This is a genomic window from Commensalibacter oyaizuii, from assembly GCF_029953265.1.
GTDB lineage: Bacteria > Pseudomonadota > Alphaproteobacteria > Acetobacterales > Acetobacteraceae > Commensalibacter > Commensalibacter oyaizuii.
This window is the reverse complement of sequence record NZ_JASBAO010000001.1, coordinates 856,923-874,466: the sequence shown is the minus strand read 5'-3', so window position 1 is coordinate 874,466 and position 17,544 is coordinate 856,923. Positions and strand designations below refer to the sequence as shown.

The 17,544-nt window shown below is 39.8% G+C and carries 17 protein-coding genes; 10 read left to right on the top strand and 7 right to left on the bottom strand.

Going from position 1 to position 17,544, the window contains the following annotated elements:
* Positions 1-115: 115 nt before the first annotated feature.
* The 5 genes from dprA to gltX are packed head-to-tail and all read right to left on the bottom strand — an operon-like array spanning position 116 to position 5,542.
* Entirely contained in the window at positions 116-1,303 is a 1,188-nt protein-coding gene (dprA, locus tag QJV27_RS03870; protein WP_346771194.1) for a DNA-processing protein DprA, read from the bottom strand.
* Positions 1,263-1,889, bottom strand: coding sequence for a glycerol-3-phosphate 1-O-acyltransferase PlsY (plsY, locus tag QJV27_RS03865; RefSeq protein ID WP_408869635.1), 627 nt, complete (start codon positions 1,887-1,889; stop codon positions 1,263-1,265). The genes dprA and plsY overlap by 41 nt, the downstream gene beginning before the upstream one ends.
* Positions 1,890-1,921: 32 nt before the next feature.
* Positions 1,922-3,214 carry a dihydroorotase gene (locus QJV27_RS03860; protein ID WP_281447657.1) on the bottom strand — a complete coding sequence of 431 codons (1,293 nt, stop codon included), beginning with the start codon at positions 3,212-3,214 and terminating at the stop codon, positions 1,922-1,924.
* Positions 3,211-4,146, bottom strand: coding sequence for an aspartate carbamoyltransferase catalytic subunit (locus QJV27_RS03855; RefSeq protein WP_281447656.1), 936 nt, complete (start codon positions 4,144-4,146; stop codon positions 3,211-3,213). The genes QJV27_RS03860 and QJV27_RS03855 overlap by 4 nt, the downstream gene beginning before the upstream one ends.
* Positions 4,139-5,542 carry a glutamate--tRNA ligase gene (gene gltX / locus QJV27_RS03850; protein ID WP_281447655.1) on the bottom strand — a complete coding sequence of 468 codons (1,404 nt, stop codon included), beginning with the start codon at positions 5,540-5,542 and terminating at the stop codon, positions 4,139-4,141. The genes QJV27_RS03855 and gltX overlap by 8 nt, the downstream gene beginning before the upstream one ends.
* A 200-nt stretch (positions 5,543-5,742) precedes the next feature.
* Between gltX and QJV27_RS03845 the strand changes: the two genes are divergently transcribed.
* The 10 genes from QJV27_RS03845 (at position 5,743) to QJV27_RS03800 (ending at position 16,457) form a co-directional block, all read left to right on the top strand.
* The gene (locus tag QJV27_RS03845) at positions 5,743-6,666 is read left to right on the top strand and encodes a hypothetical protein (protein ID WP_281447654.1); all 924 of its coding nucleotides are present in this window, start codon (positions 5,743-5,745) and stop codon (positions 6,664-6,666) included.
* 640 nt (positions 6,667-7,306) lie between these two features.
* Positions 7,307-8,170 carry a sugar phosphate isomerase/epimerase family protein gene (locus tag QJV27_RS03840; RefSeq protein WP_281447653.1) on the top strand — a complete coding sequence of 288 codons (864 nt, stop codon included), beginning with the start codon at positions 7,307-7,309 and terminating at the stop codon, positions 8,168-8,170.
* 62 nt (positions 8,171-8,232) lie between these two features.
* On the top strand, positions 8,233-9,405 hold the full coding sequence (locus tag QJV27_RS03835; protein ID WP_281447652.1) for a Gfo/Idh/MocA family protein: 1,173 nt from the start codon (positions 8,233-8,235) through the stop codon (positions 9,403-9,405).
* A gap of 23 nt (positions 9,406-9,428) precedes the next feature.
* Positions 9,429-10,370 (top strand): sugar phosphate isomerase/epimerase family protein, encoded by a 942-nt coding sequence (locus QJV27_RS03830; RefSeq protein WP_281447651.1) that lies wholly within the window; start codon positions 9,429-9,431, stop codon positions 10,368-10,370.
* A 34-nt stretch (positions 10,371-10,404) separates the two neighbouring features.
* Entirely contained in the window at positions 10,405-11,226 is an 822-nt protein-coding gene (locus tag QJV27_RS03825) for a TIM barrel protein (protein WP_281447650.1), read from the top strand.
* A gap of 125 nt (positions 11,227-11,351) precedes the next feature.
* Positions 11,352-11,678 carry an ArsR/SmtB family transcription factor gene (locus tag QJV27_RS03820; protein ID WP_281447649.1) on the top strand — a complete coding sequence of 109 codons (327 nt, stop codon included), beginning with the start codon at positions 11,352-11,354 and terminating at the stop codon, positions 11,676-11,678.
* The gene (gene arsH / locus QJV27_RS03815) at positions 11,679-12,428 is read left to right on the top strand and encodes an arsenical resistance protein ArsH (RefSeq protein WP_281447648.1); all 750 of its coding nucleotides are present in this window, start codon (positions 11,679-11,681) and stop codon (positions 12,426-12,428) included. It begins immediately after the preceding gene.
* A gap of 27 nt (positions 12,429-12,455) precedes the next feature.
* Positions 12,456-13,472, top strand: coding sequence for an ACR3 family arsenite efflux transporter (gene arsB, locus QJV27_RS03810; protein WP_281447647.1), 1,017 nt, complete (start codon positions 12,456-12,458; stop codon positions 13,470-13,472).
* A gap of 28 nt (positions 13,473-13,500) precedes the next feature.
* Positions 13,501-14,286, top strand: a complete 786-nt coding sequence (locus tag QJV27_RS03805; RefSeq protein ID WP_281447646.1) for a DUF2262 domain-containing protein — start codon at positions 13,501-13,503, stop codon at positions 14,284-14,286.
* Positions 14,287-14,357: 71 nt separating this feature from the next.
* Entirely contained in the window at positions 14,358-16,457 is a 2,100-nt protein-coding gene (locus tag QJV27_RS03800; protein ID WP_281447645.1) for a ComEC/Rec2 family competence protein, read from the top strand.
* Here QJV27_RS03800 and nth read toward each other — a convergent pair whose 3' ends face one another.
* Both nth and QJV27_RS03790 read right to left on the bottom strand, forming a co-directional pair.
* Complete coding sequence (gene nth / locus QJV27_RS03795; protein WP_281447644.1) at positions 16,458-17,138, bottom strand: endonuclease III; 681 nt, start codon at positions 17,136-17,138, stop codon at positions 16,458-16,460.
* A 17-nt stretch (positions 17,139-17,155) separates the two neighbouring features.
* Positions 17,156-17,524 carry a histidine triad nucleotide-binding protein gene (locus QJV27_RS03790; RefSeq protein ID WP_281447643.1) on the bottom strand — a complete coding sequence of 123 codons (369 nt, stop codon included), beginning with the start codon at positions 17,522-17,524 and terminating at the stop codon, positions 17,156-17,158.
* Positions 17,525-17,544 lie beyond the last annotated feature (20 nt).

The following is a 17,544-nucleotide window of genomic DNA, read 5'->3' as shown; positions in this document are numbered from 1 at the left end:
AAAAATAAGGATACTAGCGTTTATTGAACAAGAAGCAATTATTATTTTTATTTTCTTGGGTTCAGGTCAATATAGTTTTTGTAAAAATGTATAAAAGATTTTTTTTGTCAAAGGGTTATTTATAATTCAGGATATATCCGTTTTGCTGAAAAATAATTTTATTATTTATTTCCAAAACAGTCAGTGTCCCCAAAATTTCAGGTGTCGAATAAGGAAGGTCTCGAATAAGTGTATCAATTGGCACAGGGGAAGAAGAGAGCAAAGACAAAATATAATCCTCAGGATTATCAGGTGGTTGTGTAAAATTATTGGAAGGATTAGCGTCGGGTTGAGTAATTAACGAAGTTGAAAATAAATCTTGATTATTTATGCCATGAATTGGATTAGGGGAAAATTCGGGAAGCTCTGATAAAACATCCAAGGCATTTTCCGTTAAAACGGCCCCCATCCTCAATAAATTATTACTGCCACGACACCGTGGGTCCAAGGGCGATCCAGGTACTGCAAAAATAGGTTTGTGATAGTTAAGGGCCATTTTGCTTGTGATCAAACTGCCTGAATTAAGTGCGGCCTCTATCACAACACAACCATGACATAATCCTGCAATCAAGCGGTTTCTTCTAGGAAAATGGGCAGCTTGGGGGGCTGTTCCAAAAGGGAATTCAGAAATAATAACCCCTTTTTGTGCGATTTCCTGTTGTAGTTTTAGATGTTCAGAAGGGTAGGTTATATCAATCCCACAAGCAATGGCAGCAATGGTAAATCCCGTATATAATGCCCCTTTATGGGCAGCTTGATCAATTCCTCTTGCTAAACCAGAAATTATACCAATTTTATGGGACGAAAGATCTGCTGCTAAATTTTCTGCTATTTTTATACCATGGATAGAGGCGTTTCTGGCACCAACAATCGCAACATTAGGTTTATGTAAAAGATCAGGATTCCCTAGGACGGTTAACACAGGGGGTGCATCATTGAGTTGAGATAATAAAGGGGGATAATCCATATACCCGTGGATCAGAAATTGACCAGAATATTCAAATGTTTTTTCTATTTCCTTCATAATAGAGGAAATAGGGGGAATAACAAATTTCTTATTTGGATCCTTCCCCCTTCGTAGGGTGGGCAGCGCCTCAAGAGCGGCAGCAGCTGATTTATAATGTTTTAATAATTGATGATATCGATTAGCACCGACCCCTTCGGTTCGGGCTAACCTAAGGTGATCGCTGAGGCTTTGGATTGATAAATGACTGGAGGAAAGTTTATTCATTGGATGAAGGGGGAGATTGCTCTTTTTTTTCACCAATACGAGGTTCTGTATTATTAATCAGACGATGAATATTGGCTTGATGTCGCCACATCACTAACAAGCTGATGACTAAGGCAGGAAAAACCAATGGAGTTTGCAAATCAAATTGGTTAAAAATAATTACCAATAAAGGCCATGCAACAAATGCAGATAGCGCGCCAACAGATGAAATTTTGGATAATTTTGCCCCTAATAGCCATACGATACAGCATAAAATACCAGCAAAAGGCGTTAATGCTAGTGCTGCACCCAAACCTGTTGCAACTCCTTTTCCCCCTTTAAATCCTAACCAGATTGGAAAACAATGACCAATTACTACGCATATTGCTGCCAATGCTTCAGCTTGTGAAGTGTATGAAACACAAAATATATAGGCACATAAAACAGCAAAAGCACCTTTTCCCATATCACAAAGCAGGGTCAGAGCTGCAAGCTTTTTGCTCCCAGTTCGTAAAACATTGGTTGCCCCAATATTTCCAGAGCCTATTTTACGAATATCACCAACCCCACTAATTTGGGTGATTAGCATGCCAAAGGGAATGCTTCCAATCAAGTAAGCAATGAAGGCAACGCCAGCCATCAACGGCCATGCAAAATTAGGAACATGCCAAATCACGATAAAGCCTTTTCATAAACTTTGCGGCCCATTTTCCAAGTTCCAGTCACAACACCTGGTAAGACACGGTTATCAAAAGGGGTGTTTTGCGCACGCCCAGGCAAAATACCTGCCTCAACTAGCCAGGTTTTTTCTGGATCAAACATACACAAATCTGCAGGCTGATTTTTTTCCAAGGTTCCACAAGATTGTTTCAACAATTCCGCAGGGCGGTGGGTTAATAGAGATAAAGCTTGGGGTAAAGTTAATGTTTTTTCTTTAACCCGTGTTAAGGTCACACTGAGTAAAGTGACCAGTCCAGTGCCTCCTGCTGCGGCTTCGGCAAAAGGTAGGCGTTTATCATCAACGTCACGAGGTAAATGATCCGAGGCAATGGCATCAATTGTACCGTCAGCCAAGGCTTGGCACACGGCTTGCCGATCTTCTTCAGAACGTAAAGGAGGGGAAAGTTTGGCATAGGTACGGAAGTCACCGATTGCTTCTTCATTTAGGTCAAAATACATCGGTGCAGTATCACAACTTATGGGTAAGCCACGTTGTTTTGCTTGACGAATTAGTTCTAACCCTTCTGCGGTAGAGACATGCCCAAAATGTAAATGGCATTTGGTGAGTTCTGCCAATCGTAAATCGCGCGCAATCATAATGGCCTCAGCCGCTGCAGGAATAGAGGGTAACCCCAGCCTGGTTGCTAGTTCACCTCGTGTAGCACTGCCATTTTTGGCCAAAGAGGGATCTTCTGGATGTTGTACAACTAGACAATTATATCCATGTGCATAAGACATGGTCAGCATCATCAAACGGGTATTTTCAACGGCTTTATTTCCATCTGTAAAGGCAATGGCACCTGCTTCGTGAAGCAAACCGATTTCAGCCATTTCTTTGCCTTCACAGCCTACGGTCAAAGCACCATAGGGTAAAATAGTAACAGAGCCAGTTTCATCACCCTTGGCTTTTAACACAGAAACCAAAGCAGGGTTGTCGATGGCAGGCTTAGTGTTAGGTAAAATAGCCATTGTTGTGATCCCACCTGCGGCCGCAGCTTGGGCAGCGGTGGCAATGGTTTCACGATACTCATATCCAGGTTCACCAACAGTGACACGCATATCGACCAACCCAGGGCATAAAACAGCACCCTGACCATCAATTACGTCACATTCCTCTGGTTTGCCTTCACTATCTGGTAAATCAATGCCAGCGATGATGCCGTCTTTTACGAGTAATCGCCCAGGCTGATCGATATCGGATTTTGGGTCAATTAAGCGCACATTGGTAAAAAGTAAGGGTTTCATGGCTGTGCCTTTATATGAGAGAATTTTTCAAGAACGGCCATTCTAACTGCAACACCCATTTCAACTTGTTCCTGAATAACACTTTGCTGTGGATCGTCAGCAACATTGCTATCGATTTCAACACCACGATTTAATGGCCCAGGATGCATAACCAAAGCCCCTGGTTTGGCTAGGTTCAATCGTCTGCGATCCAAGCCAAAGAAACGGAAATATTCCCTGGGGCTGGGAACTAATCCTGCTTGCATCCGTTCACGTTGCATCCGCAGCATCATAATAACATCAACGTCTTTAATGCCTTCATCCATTGAATAATAAGGAGTTGCCCCCATTTTGCTGATGGTCAAGGGTAATAGGGTTGGTGGGCCAATAACTCGGACGTGGCACCCCATTGTATTTAGTAATAAAATGTTTGATCGTGCCACGCGACTGTGTAAAATATCGCCACAGATAGCAACTGTTAAGCCTGATAGACTGCCGAAATGTCTGCGAATAGTTAGGGCATCCAGCAGGGCCTGGGTGGGATGTTCATGCATGCCATCACCCGCATTAATTACACTGGCGTCGACCTTTTGCGCCAAAAGGGCTGGCGCACCAGAATGGGAATGACGAATAATCAACAAATCTGCACGCATTGCGTTTAACGTATATGCTGTATCAAGCAAGGTCTCGCCCTTGCTGACTGAAGAGGAGGAAACAGACATATTAATAACATCAGCCCCCAGTCGCTTACCTGCTAATTCGAAAGAAGTACGCGTACGAGTGCTGTTTTCAAAGAACAAGGTGATCAGCGTGCGCTCTCTCAGAAGCGTTCTGGGTGTTTTGCGTGAACGATTTAATAGAGCATAATTATCAGCACGATCTAACAGCATTTCTATATGTTGAGAGCTTAGTCCTTCAATCCCTAAGAAATGTTGTCCAAAGGTATTATCCATTGGTAATGGCTCCTAATCTGGCCAAAACTTCGTCTTTACCCAAAGCAAGTAATGTATCATCAATTCCTGGCGACATAGTACTGCCCGTTACCGCAGCACGTAAGGGTTGGGCAACTTTACCCAACTTTAGACCTTCTGTTTCTGCAAATTGATGTAGACAGTGATTAATCGTTTCTTTGGTAAAAGGGGTTAAGGCCGAAAGTTGCGATGCAAGTTTGCCTAGCATAGCATAAGTATCTTCATTCAGTAGTTTTTTTGCTTTGTCTGTAAAGGTTAAGGGGATAGTGGCACATAAGAAGGCCGCACTTTCAGCAAGTTCTGTTAAGTTTTTTGCCCGTTCTTTTAATCCTGGCATTAAGAATAAAATACGTTTTTCATATAATGGGTCTATGTTAATATTTTTTGCGGATGATAAACGGGAGATCACTTCTGCTGTCAGCCGTAAATTGTCAGCTTGTCGTAACCAATATCCGTTGATATGGGTTAATTTTGCATAATCCATACGCGAAGGAGATCGTCCGACTCCATCCAAGTCAAAAAGAGCGATTTGCTGTTCACGGTTAAGAATTTCATCGTCACCATGCCCCCAGCCCAATCTAAGCAAATAATTACATAAAGCTTCTGGAAGGTAACCTTCGTCACGAAATTCCACCACGGAACTTGCACCATGACGTTTGGATAATTTTGCACCGTCTGGCCCATGGATTAATGGCAGATGTGCAAATTGAGGAATATCCCAATCCATAGCGCGATAAATCATGAGTTGTCTGAAGGTATTGGTTAAATGATCGTCCCCACGAATAACATGGGTGATTTGCATATCATGATCATCACACACGACCGCATGTTGATAGGTTGGGGTGCCATCAGCGCGTAAAATAATCATATCGTCCAGTTCGATATTGGCAACGGTTACTTCGCCTTGAACCAAATCGTGGATGACTGTTTTTCCTTCACGTGGGGCTTTGATTCGCACGGTATAAGGTGCATTTTTGGGGGCTTCTGCTGGATCACGATCGCGCCAGTATCCGTTATAACGCGGTGGTTTTCCTTCGGCTTGGGCCTTAGCACGCATTTCGGCCAATTCTTCAGGTGTGCAATAACATTTATAAGCTTTTCCTGTTTCAAGTAAGTGTAAGGCAACTTCTTGATGGCGTTGAATGCGGGTGGATTGATAAACAGGTTCTTCGTCAGGGGTTAATCCCATCCATGCCAGTCCATCTAAAATAACGTCTACTGCCTGTTGGGTGGATCGCTCTCGATCGGTATCCTCGATACGCAATAAAAATTGGCCATTATGATGTTTCGCATAAAGATAATTGAAAAGTGCTGCGCGAGCATTTCCAATATGAAGTAAACCTGTGGGGCTTGGGGCAAAACGTGTACGAACTGTCATAAGCGTCTTTCTTAAATGCGCAAAGTTAAAATATTTTTTGTATAAACGATCACACTATAATTATTTAAATGAAATATGTGAAGGTCAGTTTCATATTTGTTGTTACATTTATTTGTATTTTAAACAATTTAAATTAGAATTAAGCAACGATCTTTGGAATTTTCTTCTTTTTTGATTATATTTGCTAAGGGAGCAAGGCAATGAGTGTGCAAGATCATCAAAAAGGCGAATATAAGCTTACTGCAATATCTGCACCTCGCTTATATGGAATATTAGCAAGAGATGCGAGGGTCGGAGTTATTTTGCGTCGAGGGCCAAATCAATGGGTGCAGCTCGTACGTTGGGATCTTCGTAATGATACTCTTGAACATGGACAATGGCTTAAAGGGCGCGTTTACGAAAAACGTTGTGATTTGTCCCCGTCGGGGGAGTATTTAATTTATTTCATATCAAGAATGGATTCGAAAGGGTATTGTGGCACGATGGTTTCAAAACCTCCCTTTTTTACGGCACTAGCTTATTGGAAACATGGTGATAATACATGGGGTGGGGGCGGTGTATTTGATGATGAAAATTGTATCAGATTAAATCATCTTGCGGATGAGCAAGAATTAGCAGATGGATTTTCTGTGCCATCATACATGCGTATCAAACTTTTCGGAGAAAATTCTGGAAGAGGTGAAGATGGGTATGTTTATCATCATACGCAATGTCGTGATGGGTGGGTATTAATACAAGAGGGAAAGGGACATTATGCCTCTGCTGAAAAGGGATGTTCTTGGTATTACGATCCTGTAAGAATTTTTGAAAAAACAAATAAATATGGCTTCAAATTACAACAAATATGGCGCTGGACAGCAAGGAAAAATAGACCATTTCAAGAATTTGATTATTGCATTTTAGATTCCAATAATCAAATTTGCCTACAGCTTCATAACCTAACCTGGGCAGATTGGGATCAAGGAGACTTGGTTTTTGCAGAAAATGGGTGTTTATATCGGCTTTCCTGTGAGAAAGAAGGATATTTCCCTGCTATTGAAAAGCAATTTTTTAAATTAATTTATAATTTTAGGAAAAATTCGTTCATACCACTTACACCACCACCTCAGGCGTGTAAGTGGTAGTAATGCGTTTGGGAATAATGGAATTCGTAGCGTTGTGTTTGTTGTTAGGATGAATAACAATGAGGTTACTATTTAATCAAAGCAGATCTAACAGCTTATTTTTATAATACCCATTAACGATATCTATTTATTGCATATGGTGGGTTGATTTGGATAACTTTTTTTATCATAGGCGATATGTATATGTCGCAAACTAATATTTACAGAGTGATTAAGTTAATTCTTTGAAGAATAACTGCGTTATTGCGTACTCTTTTTTATATCCCGACAAATGCCAAATCATGTTTTTAATTGTTGTTGTATTAATTTTTTAATATGTCTTGGTTATTCTGTAATTAAGCTCTTTGGTTCTGCTGTGTAAACTATATGAGGCCAGATATCATAGGGTATAAAATTTTAACTATTTGTTTTCTTTATTCGTTTTCAATAAAGTTTTTTAATTGAAATTCAAGATAAGTTGATCTGTAAAAAACGATTTGCTTGTTGTCGTTCTTTGAAATGTTGTTTACCAATAGTTATAGAATTTTTTTTCTATTAAAAGAAAATTTTGCAAGAAAATAGAATTATTTTTTTATTACGGTAATGCAAATAGAAAAATATGACGATCATAATTTTATAAATTTTGTTATGGGGAACAAAAATGAAATTAGCATATGATCCCAGTCATTTTAGAGATAACACAACAATCGTTGAAATGATTCACAAGGTTGCAGACCTTGGTTATGAATATATTGAAATGTCACCGCGGGTAGATTTTTGTCCATTTTATGGCTTTCCAAAAGTTGATAAGGCAACAATACAAACTGTTAAAAAAACACTAGCTGAAACAGGCGTGAAAATTTCTTCTTTATTACCTTTATACCATTGGGCTGGACCAGAAGAAGATCGCCGTCAGGCAGCAGTGCGTAATTGGAAGCGTGCAATTGAAATTGCTGTGGAATTAGGGGTTGACCTAATGAATAGCGAGTTTTCTGGCTCTAAATATAAACAAGACGTGTGTGAAGAAATGTTCATTCGTTCAATGGACGAATTGCTGCCCATTTTTGAAAAAGAAGGTATTCGTTTAAATCTGCAGGCGCACCCCTATGACTTCATTGAGACAAATGCAGGTGCGGTGAATATGATCCGTGCTTTGGATAAACCGTGGATCAAGTTGGTTTATTCGACGGCACATGCGTTTTATTATGATGATGGTGTTGGTGATATAAATGCGCAATTTGATGAAGCAGGTGATTTAATAGATCACGTTTTATTTGCTGATACGTTTAATCATAAAGCAGCATTTGGATTGCGGTATATTATTAATCCCCCTGATGCACAGGTAACAATTCATCAACATTTGAATATTGGTGAAGGTGAAGTTGATTTTGACACAATTTTCAAAAGGCTACAGGCTATGAAATTTGATGGTATCGCCACCAATGCTGTTTTCGCATGGTCTGATAAACCTGAAGCGTCTTCTGAATTTATGATGAAGAAATTAAAACTGGGTTTAGGAATCTGAATCAAGATTAAAATTAATTATTTATTTCAAAGGTTTAAAGTTTTTTAAAAAAGGTTATGTGAATGATAAATGGTGAAAGAAAAATTTCGCGCCCATTGCGCTGGGGTATGGTCGGTGGTGGACGAACGGGACAGGTTGGATATAAACATCGTACTGGGGCGTTACGGGATGGAACCTATCAATTAGTTTGTGGTGCATTTGATCTGGATGTTGAACGTGGACGTGATTTTGGCGTTCACTTGGGGGTGGCTGCTGATCGCTGTTATGCGGATTATAAAGAATTAATTGCCAAAGAAACCAGTCGTTCAGACGGGGTGGAGGTTGTCTCAATTGCAACCCCTAATTTTACACATTTTGAAATTACCAAAGCCTGCTTAGAGGCAGGGTTACACGTGATTTGTGAAAAACCTCTTTTCTTTACTGTTGCTGAGTGTGATGAAGTACAGAAAATTGCTCAATCCAAAGGTCTGATCGTTGGGGTAACGTACGGTTTTACGGGACATCCATTGGTCCGTCAGATGGCGCAGATGATTAAAAAGGGAATGTTAGGTGATATTCGTATTATTGACTTACAATATACGCATGGATTTAATGCGGGTGATGATGTAAACGCCAGCGAGGCACAAAAATGGCGGACTGATCCTAAAACTTCAGGTCCAACGTTTGTGTTGGGGGATATTGGTACACATCTATATTACCTTTCAGAAGTAGTGTTGCCACACTTGAAAATAGAAAAATTATTGTGTGATCGCAAAGCATTTATTCCAACGCGTGCCCCCTTGGAAGATCATGCAACGGTCTTAATGCATTACGATAATGGTGCACGTGGACATTTATGGGTCTCTTCTGTCGATGCAGGGAATATGCGTTCTCAACGTTATCGATTTGTAGGATCAAAAGCATCGCTGGAATGGACAGATTCATTTCCCAATCAATTAAGTTACGAGATCCAAGGCGAACCTGTGCAGATTTTGCATCATGGTATGCCTTATCTTGAAGATGAAACCAATGAAATTGATCGAATGGGTGCATTACATACCGAAGGATTAGGCGATAGTTGGTCCAATGTCTATCTTTGGATTGCCCAGGCCATAGACGCCGCTCAAAAAGGGGATCATTCATTTTTAAACACGCATCATTATCCTGGTATTACCGCGGGGACAGAAGGGGTGCGATGGTTAGAAAACTGCGTACGTTCAGCAGATGCTGGAGCTGTATGGGTTGATTATAAATAATTTATGTTGCGAAAGGCTTTTTGATGAAGCTTTCAATTTGTACTGATGTTATGGCCAGTTTATCGTTTGTCGAGATGCTGGATAAATGTGTAGCCCTTGGGATTGAAGGTATTGAGATGACGGGTGGTGGCTGGTCCAGAGCCCCCCATTTTCGTGCAGATGCATTGTTGGCGGATAAGGGATTGTTAAAACAAAAGCTGCACGAAATTAAAGTGCGTGGTTTGGAAATTGCTGCTTTAAATTGTTCGGCAAATCCATTGGATCCAGGGGATATGGGAAAACGTCATTTAAAAGAAATGGAAGATACCATCCGTTTGGCTGGTGAAATTGGCGTAAAGAAAATAGTAACAATGTCAGGACTGCCAGAGGCCGCACCTGGGGATACCGTGCCAAACTGGCTTGTCTATACCAAAAGTTGGCCTAATGAGATGCCAGAGCGTGATCGTTATCAATGGGAAGAACGTGCGTTTCCACTGTGGCATCACTTGGTGGAACTGGCCGACACGGTTGGAGTAGAGAAATATGCGTTGGAAAATTTTTCTGCCATGCTGGTTTGGAATCCAGAAACGCTCTTTCGTTTGCGCAATGCTGTTGGGCCAAAAATTGGAATGAATTTAGATCCTTCACATTTGATATGGATGGGGGCAGATCCGATTGCCGCAGCACGGGCGTTGGGGGATGCAATTTATCACTGTCATGGTAAGGATACGCGCATTGAACGAGGCCTGGCAGACGTAAATGGACTTTTGGAGCTTAAAGAGGTCACAGATGTCGCTAATCGCAGCTGGAATTATGTAGCGGTGGGTGCTGGAAAAGATTTGCAATGGTGGAAAGAGTTTTTTTCAGTTGTAAGAATGGTTGGGTATAACGATTGGGTCAGTCTGGAAATGGAGGATTTTACCATGTCTACAGATGCAGGTATTCAGACCTCTGTTGATGCGTTAAAGGCAACAATTAGTCGCTAAATATTTTATAGCTTTTATAGTGGGGAAACTGGCAATGGCCATTGATAAGAAACGGTTTTGTTTAAATCGTAAAATTGCACCTATGTTGGATATTCCAACCTTTTTCAAACTGGTTCACGAAATTGGACTCAATAAGGTTGAGTTACGTAACGATATGCCCAGTGGCAAGGTTACAGACTCATTAACCCATCAGCAAGTTAAGGAATTGGCCAACTCGTACGATATTCAAATTATAACGATCAACGCAATTTATCCTTTTAATCGTTATGATGATCAGGTACGTAATTTGACCCTATCTATGCTTAAAGAGGCACAGGCGTTGGATATCAATGCTGTTATTTTATGTCCATTAAATGAAGGTGTTTCAATACCTCAGGATAAAATTATCTATGCATTGCAAGAGTTAGGAGAATTGTTTAAACAATATGGCATTGCAGGACTTGTTGAACCGCTTGGTTTTCCAGAAAGCTCTTTGCGCTCTGCATTTCAAGCTCAGGAACTTATAAAACAAGCTAATGTTCCTTTTAAATTAGTTGTTGATACGTTTCATCAATATTTATACCCAGACTCTAAACAAGATATGCAAAAACTGGATGTAAATTCCATTGGATTGGTGCATTTGTCAGGGGTGAAGGCTGATTGTACAGTGCAACATCTTCAAGATGAGCAACGCGTTATGTTATCCCAAGGTGAAAAATTAAATAGCTGTGAGCAAGTCAAAATTCTGGAAGCAAAGGGGTATCAGGGAATATACGCTTTTGAGCCTTTTTCATCAGAACTAAACCATTGGGATTACGAAGATATCAAGCGTGAAGTTACGCAAAGTATTCAGATGCTTCAATCTTATTGCGCGTAATATTATATTAATTATCCTAGGATAAGCAAACGAGGTCTTTTCCTTAAATGGTTTATCCTTTTTATTTGTGATTATTATGATAATCTTTTCTTGACTTATTTCCATATTTCTATATTTATCGAAATATGGAAATAAAAAATGCAATTACTGCTTTAGCAGCCCTTGCGCAAGAGTCTCGTCTTGCCATCTTCAGAACGTTGATTCAGGCCGGTCCCGAAGGGATGCCTGCGGGGCAAATCGGTCAGCACTTACAAATCCCCCCATCATCTTTGTCATTTCATCTTAAAGAACTGGTCCATGCCAACATGATCATAGCGCAACAAGAGGGGCGATTTATAATTTATCAAGCGAATTTTAAAACAGCCAAGGCGCTAATTGAGTTTTTAACTGAAAATTGTTGTGCAGGTCATCCTTGTGATGATTTGTCAGCGTCTTGTTCAAAGGATATATAAATGTCAAGAGTGCTTACTTTATCGAACCCCACTGTTTTACCAGCATTGAATATAGAAATCGCAAGACAAAGCTCTGTCTTTGATTTAATAAAACAGACTGAAACACCAATTAAAATTTTATTATTATATGGCTCCTTGCGTGCCAGATCTTATTCAAGATTAGCCATAGAAGAAGCCGCCCGTATTTTACAATTTTTTGGTGCACAAACACGCATTTTCAATCCAACAGATTTACCTATGCCCGATCAAGTGCCTAATGATGATCATCCTGCTGTTCATGAATTGCGGGAATTGGCATTATGGGCAGATGGTCACGTATGGTGCAGTCCTGAACGTCATGGTCAAATTTCCAGTATAATGAAAGCACAAATTGATCACCTGCCTTTACAAATTGCTGGGATTAGACCGACCCAAGGTCGTACTTTGGCGGTGATGCAAGTTTCTGGTGGGTCGCAAAGCTTTAATTCTGTGAATAATTTACGGATTTTAGGGCGATGGATGCGTATGTTCACCATTCCTAACCAATCCAGCATTGCCAAAGCATTTCAGGAATTTGATGAAGAGGGACGAATGAAGCCTTCGGCATATTATGATCGTATTGTTGATGTGATGGAGGAATTGATAAAGATAACGATTTTGCTGCGTCCTCATCAAGCCATGCTGATTAATCGTTACTCTGAGTGTAAAGAAGCTGGAAAAATTGTCGATCCTAAAACAGATTTGCCTTCAATTGCGATCAAACCTCAATAATTTGTTATTATTTAAAGAAGATGTTCCATGAAAATATTTGAACGTTATTTAACGGTTTGGGTTTTGGTGTGTATCTTTATTGGTGTTGGGGCAGGCAAGGTTTTTTCTGACTTTTTTCATCGACTGGCAGCAATTGAAATTGCACATGTAAATATACCAGTAGGAATATTAATTTGGATTATGATTATTCCTATGTTGATGAAAATCGACTTTCGCTCTTTGTCACAGGTTGGGGCACATTGGCGTGGCATTGGTGTAACTTTATTCATTAACTGGGCAATCAAACCATTTTCCATGGCTTTGTTGGGGTGGTTTTTTATATATGTGGTGTTTGCCCGCTTTTTGCCAACGGATCAATTAAATAGTTATGTGGCAGGGTTAATTCTATTGGCCACAGCACCTTGTACTGCAATGGTATTTATATGGAGCCGATTAACCAACGGCAATCCGTATTTTACATTATCCCAAGTCGCATTAAACGATACGATTATGATTATTGCTTTTGCACCAATTGTTGCTATGTTGTTGGGATTATCCTCCATTACGGTGCCTTGGGATACACTACTGATTTCTGTAACAATTTATATTATTATTCCCGTGATTATCTCTCAAGGATTAAGAATATTTTTATTACGTAAAGGGCAGAATCTTTTTGATTCCTTTATGGGGATTATGGGAAACTGCTCTATGGGGGCGTTATTATTAACGTTAATTTTATTGTTTGCTCTACAGGGTAAAGCAATCATTCAGCATCCATTTATTATTTTGATGTTGGCAATTCCAATTTTAATTCAGGTTCTTTTTACTTCCAGCCTAGCCTATGGATTAAATAAATGGTTTGGGGAAAGTTATGAAGTTGCATGTCCTTCTGCATTAATCGGAGCAAGTAATTTTTTTGAACTGGCAGTTGCCACAGCAATCAGCCTATTTGGATTTCATTCTGGGGCAGCCCTTGCAACGGTTGTTGGGGTATTGGTAGAAGTCCCAGTCATGTTGTTTGTCGTTAGGATATTAAAAGCTTCTGAACAATGGTATAAAGCATAAACTCACGATATTTGACAAAGGATACAAAATGACAACACAAACCGTCGATACAGACACGATGCTTGTTAAAAATATTATTGGCGCGATTGATGAAGATGGGGTTAGAGAGGAACGCCATCCTCCTTCAGAGTCATCGTCTTTGTGGAGGTTAAATTTTGTATTAAGAGTGTGGAAAGAAGTTGATGGTCACAATTATGAAGAAAATTTACGTATTCAAAAAGATCTGAACAAGGAGGATTTTGACGCTTTATTTGAAAAATTACGGGACAAGGATTTAGTGTATATAACGGTACGATTTTTAGATTATCAAACGGCAGAATTGATTGCGTTAAATGAAACTATTAACGATGAAGAATTAAGTAAGAAATTCTTTGAGGACGATATAAAGCCGCAAATTATTCATCATCCACAATGGGGAGCCTTTGTTTTTAATAATGTTGTCAAGTGGTTCGAAGGGCACGCTTCGTGGATGGATCAGAAAGTAACATTATATGTAGATGCTACTGACGAAGATTCCTTTTCTTACTTGTTGGACCAAAACCAGCCCTTATTTGCTGAACAATCCCAATGGATGGAGAGAATATTAGCATTTACTGTGGCTAAATTATTACCATTAAAAAATGATTCGTGGCTGCATGAAGATCAAGATCCCCTAACACCACAAGAATTTATAGATAAATTAGAGCTAGAAACGATTTTGTTAGACAAAGATGGTTCTTTTTATTTCACGTTTAATGATCATGACTTATTTTGGGGACATACAATTTCAACTTTGGGATCGTTAGAGCAAGGGATTACAGATTCTTCGATATAAAGCGATTTGGTGTTGAAAAAATTAACCAAGTAATATGATGAGATATATGAAGGTTAGTTGCTATTTTTAAAGTGTGGCACAAGTTTTTTCAGTATTGGCAAATCGAAACCGAGACATTAAAATTATGGATCCCTGTTGCTTTTGCAGCTGGATGTTTAATTTACTTTTTATTGCCAGTTGAACCATCCCTTTATTGGGGGATGGCTTTTTTTGTTTTTGGGACTGTTATTATCGTTGGGATACGTTGTTATGCGACCTCGTATCTTGGTCTGTATCAGTTAGGTTGGTCAGTGACATTGGTGGCGGCTGGATTTTGTCTTGCTTGGATACAAACCCATCAACAATCCCCTTTTTATCAAGTCCCTACACGGTCAACGATGATTCAGGGACAAGTGAAAACTGTTGAATACTTGCCATCAGGAAAAAGAAGGTTGGGCGTTCAGCATGTGCGTTTTTTAATAGCCCCCGAAATGGATCAGCAGGAATGGCAGCGTTTGATCGTATTTACGCTTTCAAAAAATGATCATCAATCTATCCAAACTGGAAACTGGATCAAGGCAAGGGTGTTGTTACAACGCCCATATTCCCCACAGATTGTTGGAGGATATGATTTACAATTTAAAGCATGGTTTTCAAATATCGGTGCTTATGGGTATGCTTTACAGCCCATTCAGATCATTTCTAAACAATCGCCTAAAACGATCCGTTCTTTACGTGAAAATATCGCCTATCATATTCGCCAACAGCTACCAAATTCTTCAGGGGTTATTGCTCAAATTTTATTAACGGGTATGAGTGGGGAGCTGCCTGCCTCAGTGCGCCATGACTTTGCTGCATCTGGTTTGGCACATTTATTGGCAATTGCGGGATTACATTTGGGAATTGTAATGGGAACTATTGGATACATAACGCGGTGGTTATTATTGCGCAGCCAATATTTGACTTTGTATTTACCCGTAAAAGAAATGGCCATTGTCACGGGATGGTTGAGTGGTTGTGGATATTTAATTTTAACAGGATTACATTTACCAGCGATGCGCAGTTTGATTATGGCCTCTGTTGTTGTGATTGCATTACTTTATAAGCGTCTTGTAATTTCTAAGCATAATTTAATGCTTGCTGCTTTATTTTTATTATTGCTGTCTCCAGCTTCAGTGTTGGATGTATCTTTTCAAATGTCAATGGCCGCCGTCATGGCGTTGGTTTCAGGATACAGATGTTGTTCTTTGTTTGTAACAAAATGGGCGGGGTACGAGCCATCGATAAGACGTTTTTGTTTAGTGTGTATTATTGAACCTGCAATCGTCAGCATTTTAGCAGGAACAGCCGTTGTGCCAATTATTATGACATATTTTCATGAGATCGATTTATATTTCATATTTGCCAATATAATAGCAGTGCCACTGACAGCTTTGTGGATTATGCCCTTAGGTTTATTAGCATTATGTATGATGCCGTTAGGTTTTGATAGCCCTTTCCTACAACTTATGGCTTGGGGGATCAAAGGGGTTATCATTTTAGCAAAAGCAGTATCAGGGTTACCTTATGCCAGTATCTCGATACCTTACTTTCCCCCATGGAGATTAGCGTTATATTTTTTAGGGTTATGTATGTTATGTTTATGTGTTACGAAGCTGCGTTGGTGTGGATTAGGAATTATTTTAATTAGCCTAGTATTTGTTTTCTGGTCTAACAAACCTGATATTTTAACCGCGGCCAATGGACGCATGATTGGAATCAGACAAGAAAATCAATTGATATTTTTATGTCAAGGGGGATGCGATCGTATAACAAAAGAGCAATGGCAATTAGTACTGGGATTAAAAAATGTTACGACGATTCCCTCAAACAGCATTGCAAGTTGCAATGACAAATATTGTTATTTTTTTAACCAAAAAATACTGGCGACTTTTAAATCAATTGATGATTTAAGTACTCGCGTGGAACTGTGTCGGAAGACGGTTCTTGAAGTATCTTTTTTGTGGGGAAAATCGTCTTGCGCTGACATAATTACGATTGACAAACAAAGTAATTGGACAAGTGGGGCGCACAGTATTTGGTTGAATCCCCTACTAATTCAAAATGACTTGGAAAATAGAGGAAAGCGTCCTTGGGTTATGGAACCTATTCAACGAGGTATGCCCAACATGCCCGTGGCACAAACCGAATAATTAAGGGACAAGATTTTTATTAGAGTAATGGCATACTTGGGTTGCAGGGCAACGCCAGCACTCTGGTTTTCTGGCCTTACAAACATATCTTCCATGTAAAATTAACCAATGGTGAGATTCCCTTAGATATTCCTTGGGAATACGTTTGATCAGAGCTTTTTCAACTTCTAATGGATTTTTACCAATGGCTAGTCCCGTGCGATTACCCAATCTAAATATATGTGTATCAACAGCCATAGTGCTTTGGTTAAAGGCAATGTTTAATACGACATTTGCGGTTTTACGTCCAACCCCTGGTAATGCCTCTAATGCCTCTCTTTCTCCAGGAACTTCACCATGATGAATATCTAATAATTGTTGCGATAGGGCGATAACGTTGCGCGACTTGGCACGCCATAATCCAATTGAATTAATGTAACTTGCAACTCCTTCTTCACCCAAGGCAATCATTGCTTTGGGCGTGGAGGCAATAGAGAACAATTTTTCTGTAGCTTTATTAACAGATGCATCTGTTGCTTGGGCTGATAATACAACCGCTACTAATAACGTATACGGAGTTGTATAGTTTAATTCACTTTTGGCATCTGGATTTGCTTTAGCTAGAAGTTTGATGAATTTTCGAACTTCTGCTAAAGTCATCGCTGGAGTTTTTTTGTTGGGTTTGGACGGTGTCGAAGCCATGATTAAATAAAGAACGATTAGCCCATAAAACCCAAAGGTCTACCACCCATAATATGGAAATGAAAATGAGGCACTTCTTGGCCAGAATCTCTGCCAATGTTGCTGATAATACGATATCCGTTATCACCAAGCCCTAACTGTTTGGCGACTTTGGCAACTGCACGGGTAAAAGCAACCATTTCCTCTGGTGCTGCACGTTCGGCAAAATCTGCAAAAGAAATATAAGGGTTTTTGGGAATAACCAACGCATGGACAGGCGCTTGGGGGGCGATATCGTGAAATACCAACACGAATTCGTCTTCGTAAATTGCTTTACAAGGAACTTCTTTTTTTAGGATTTTAGCAAAGATATTCGTAGGATCATATTTAGAGCAAGTTGCAGGCATTATATTTTCCTTGGTTAATA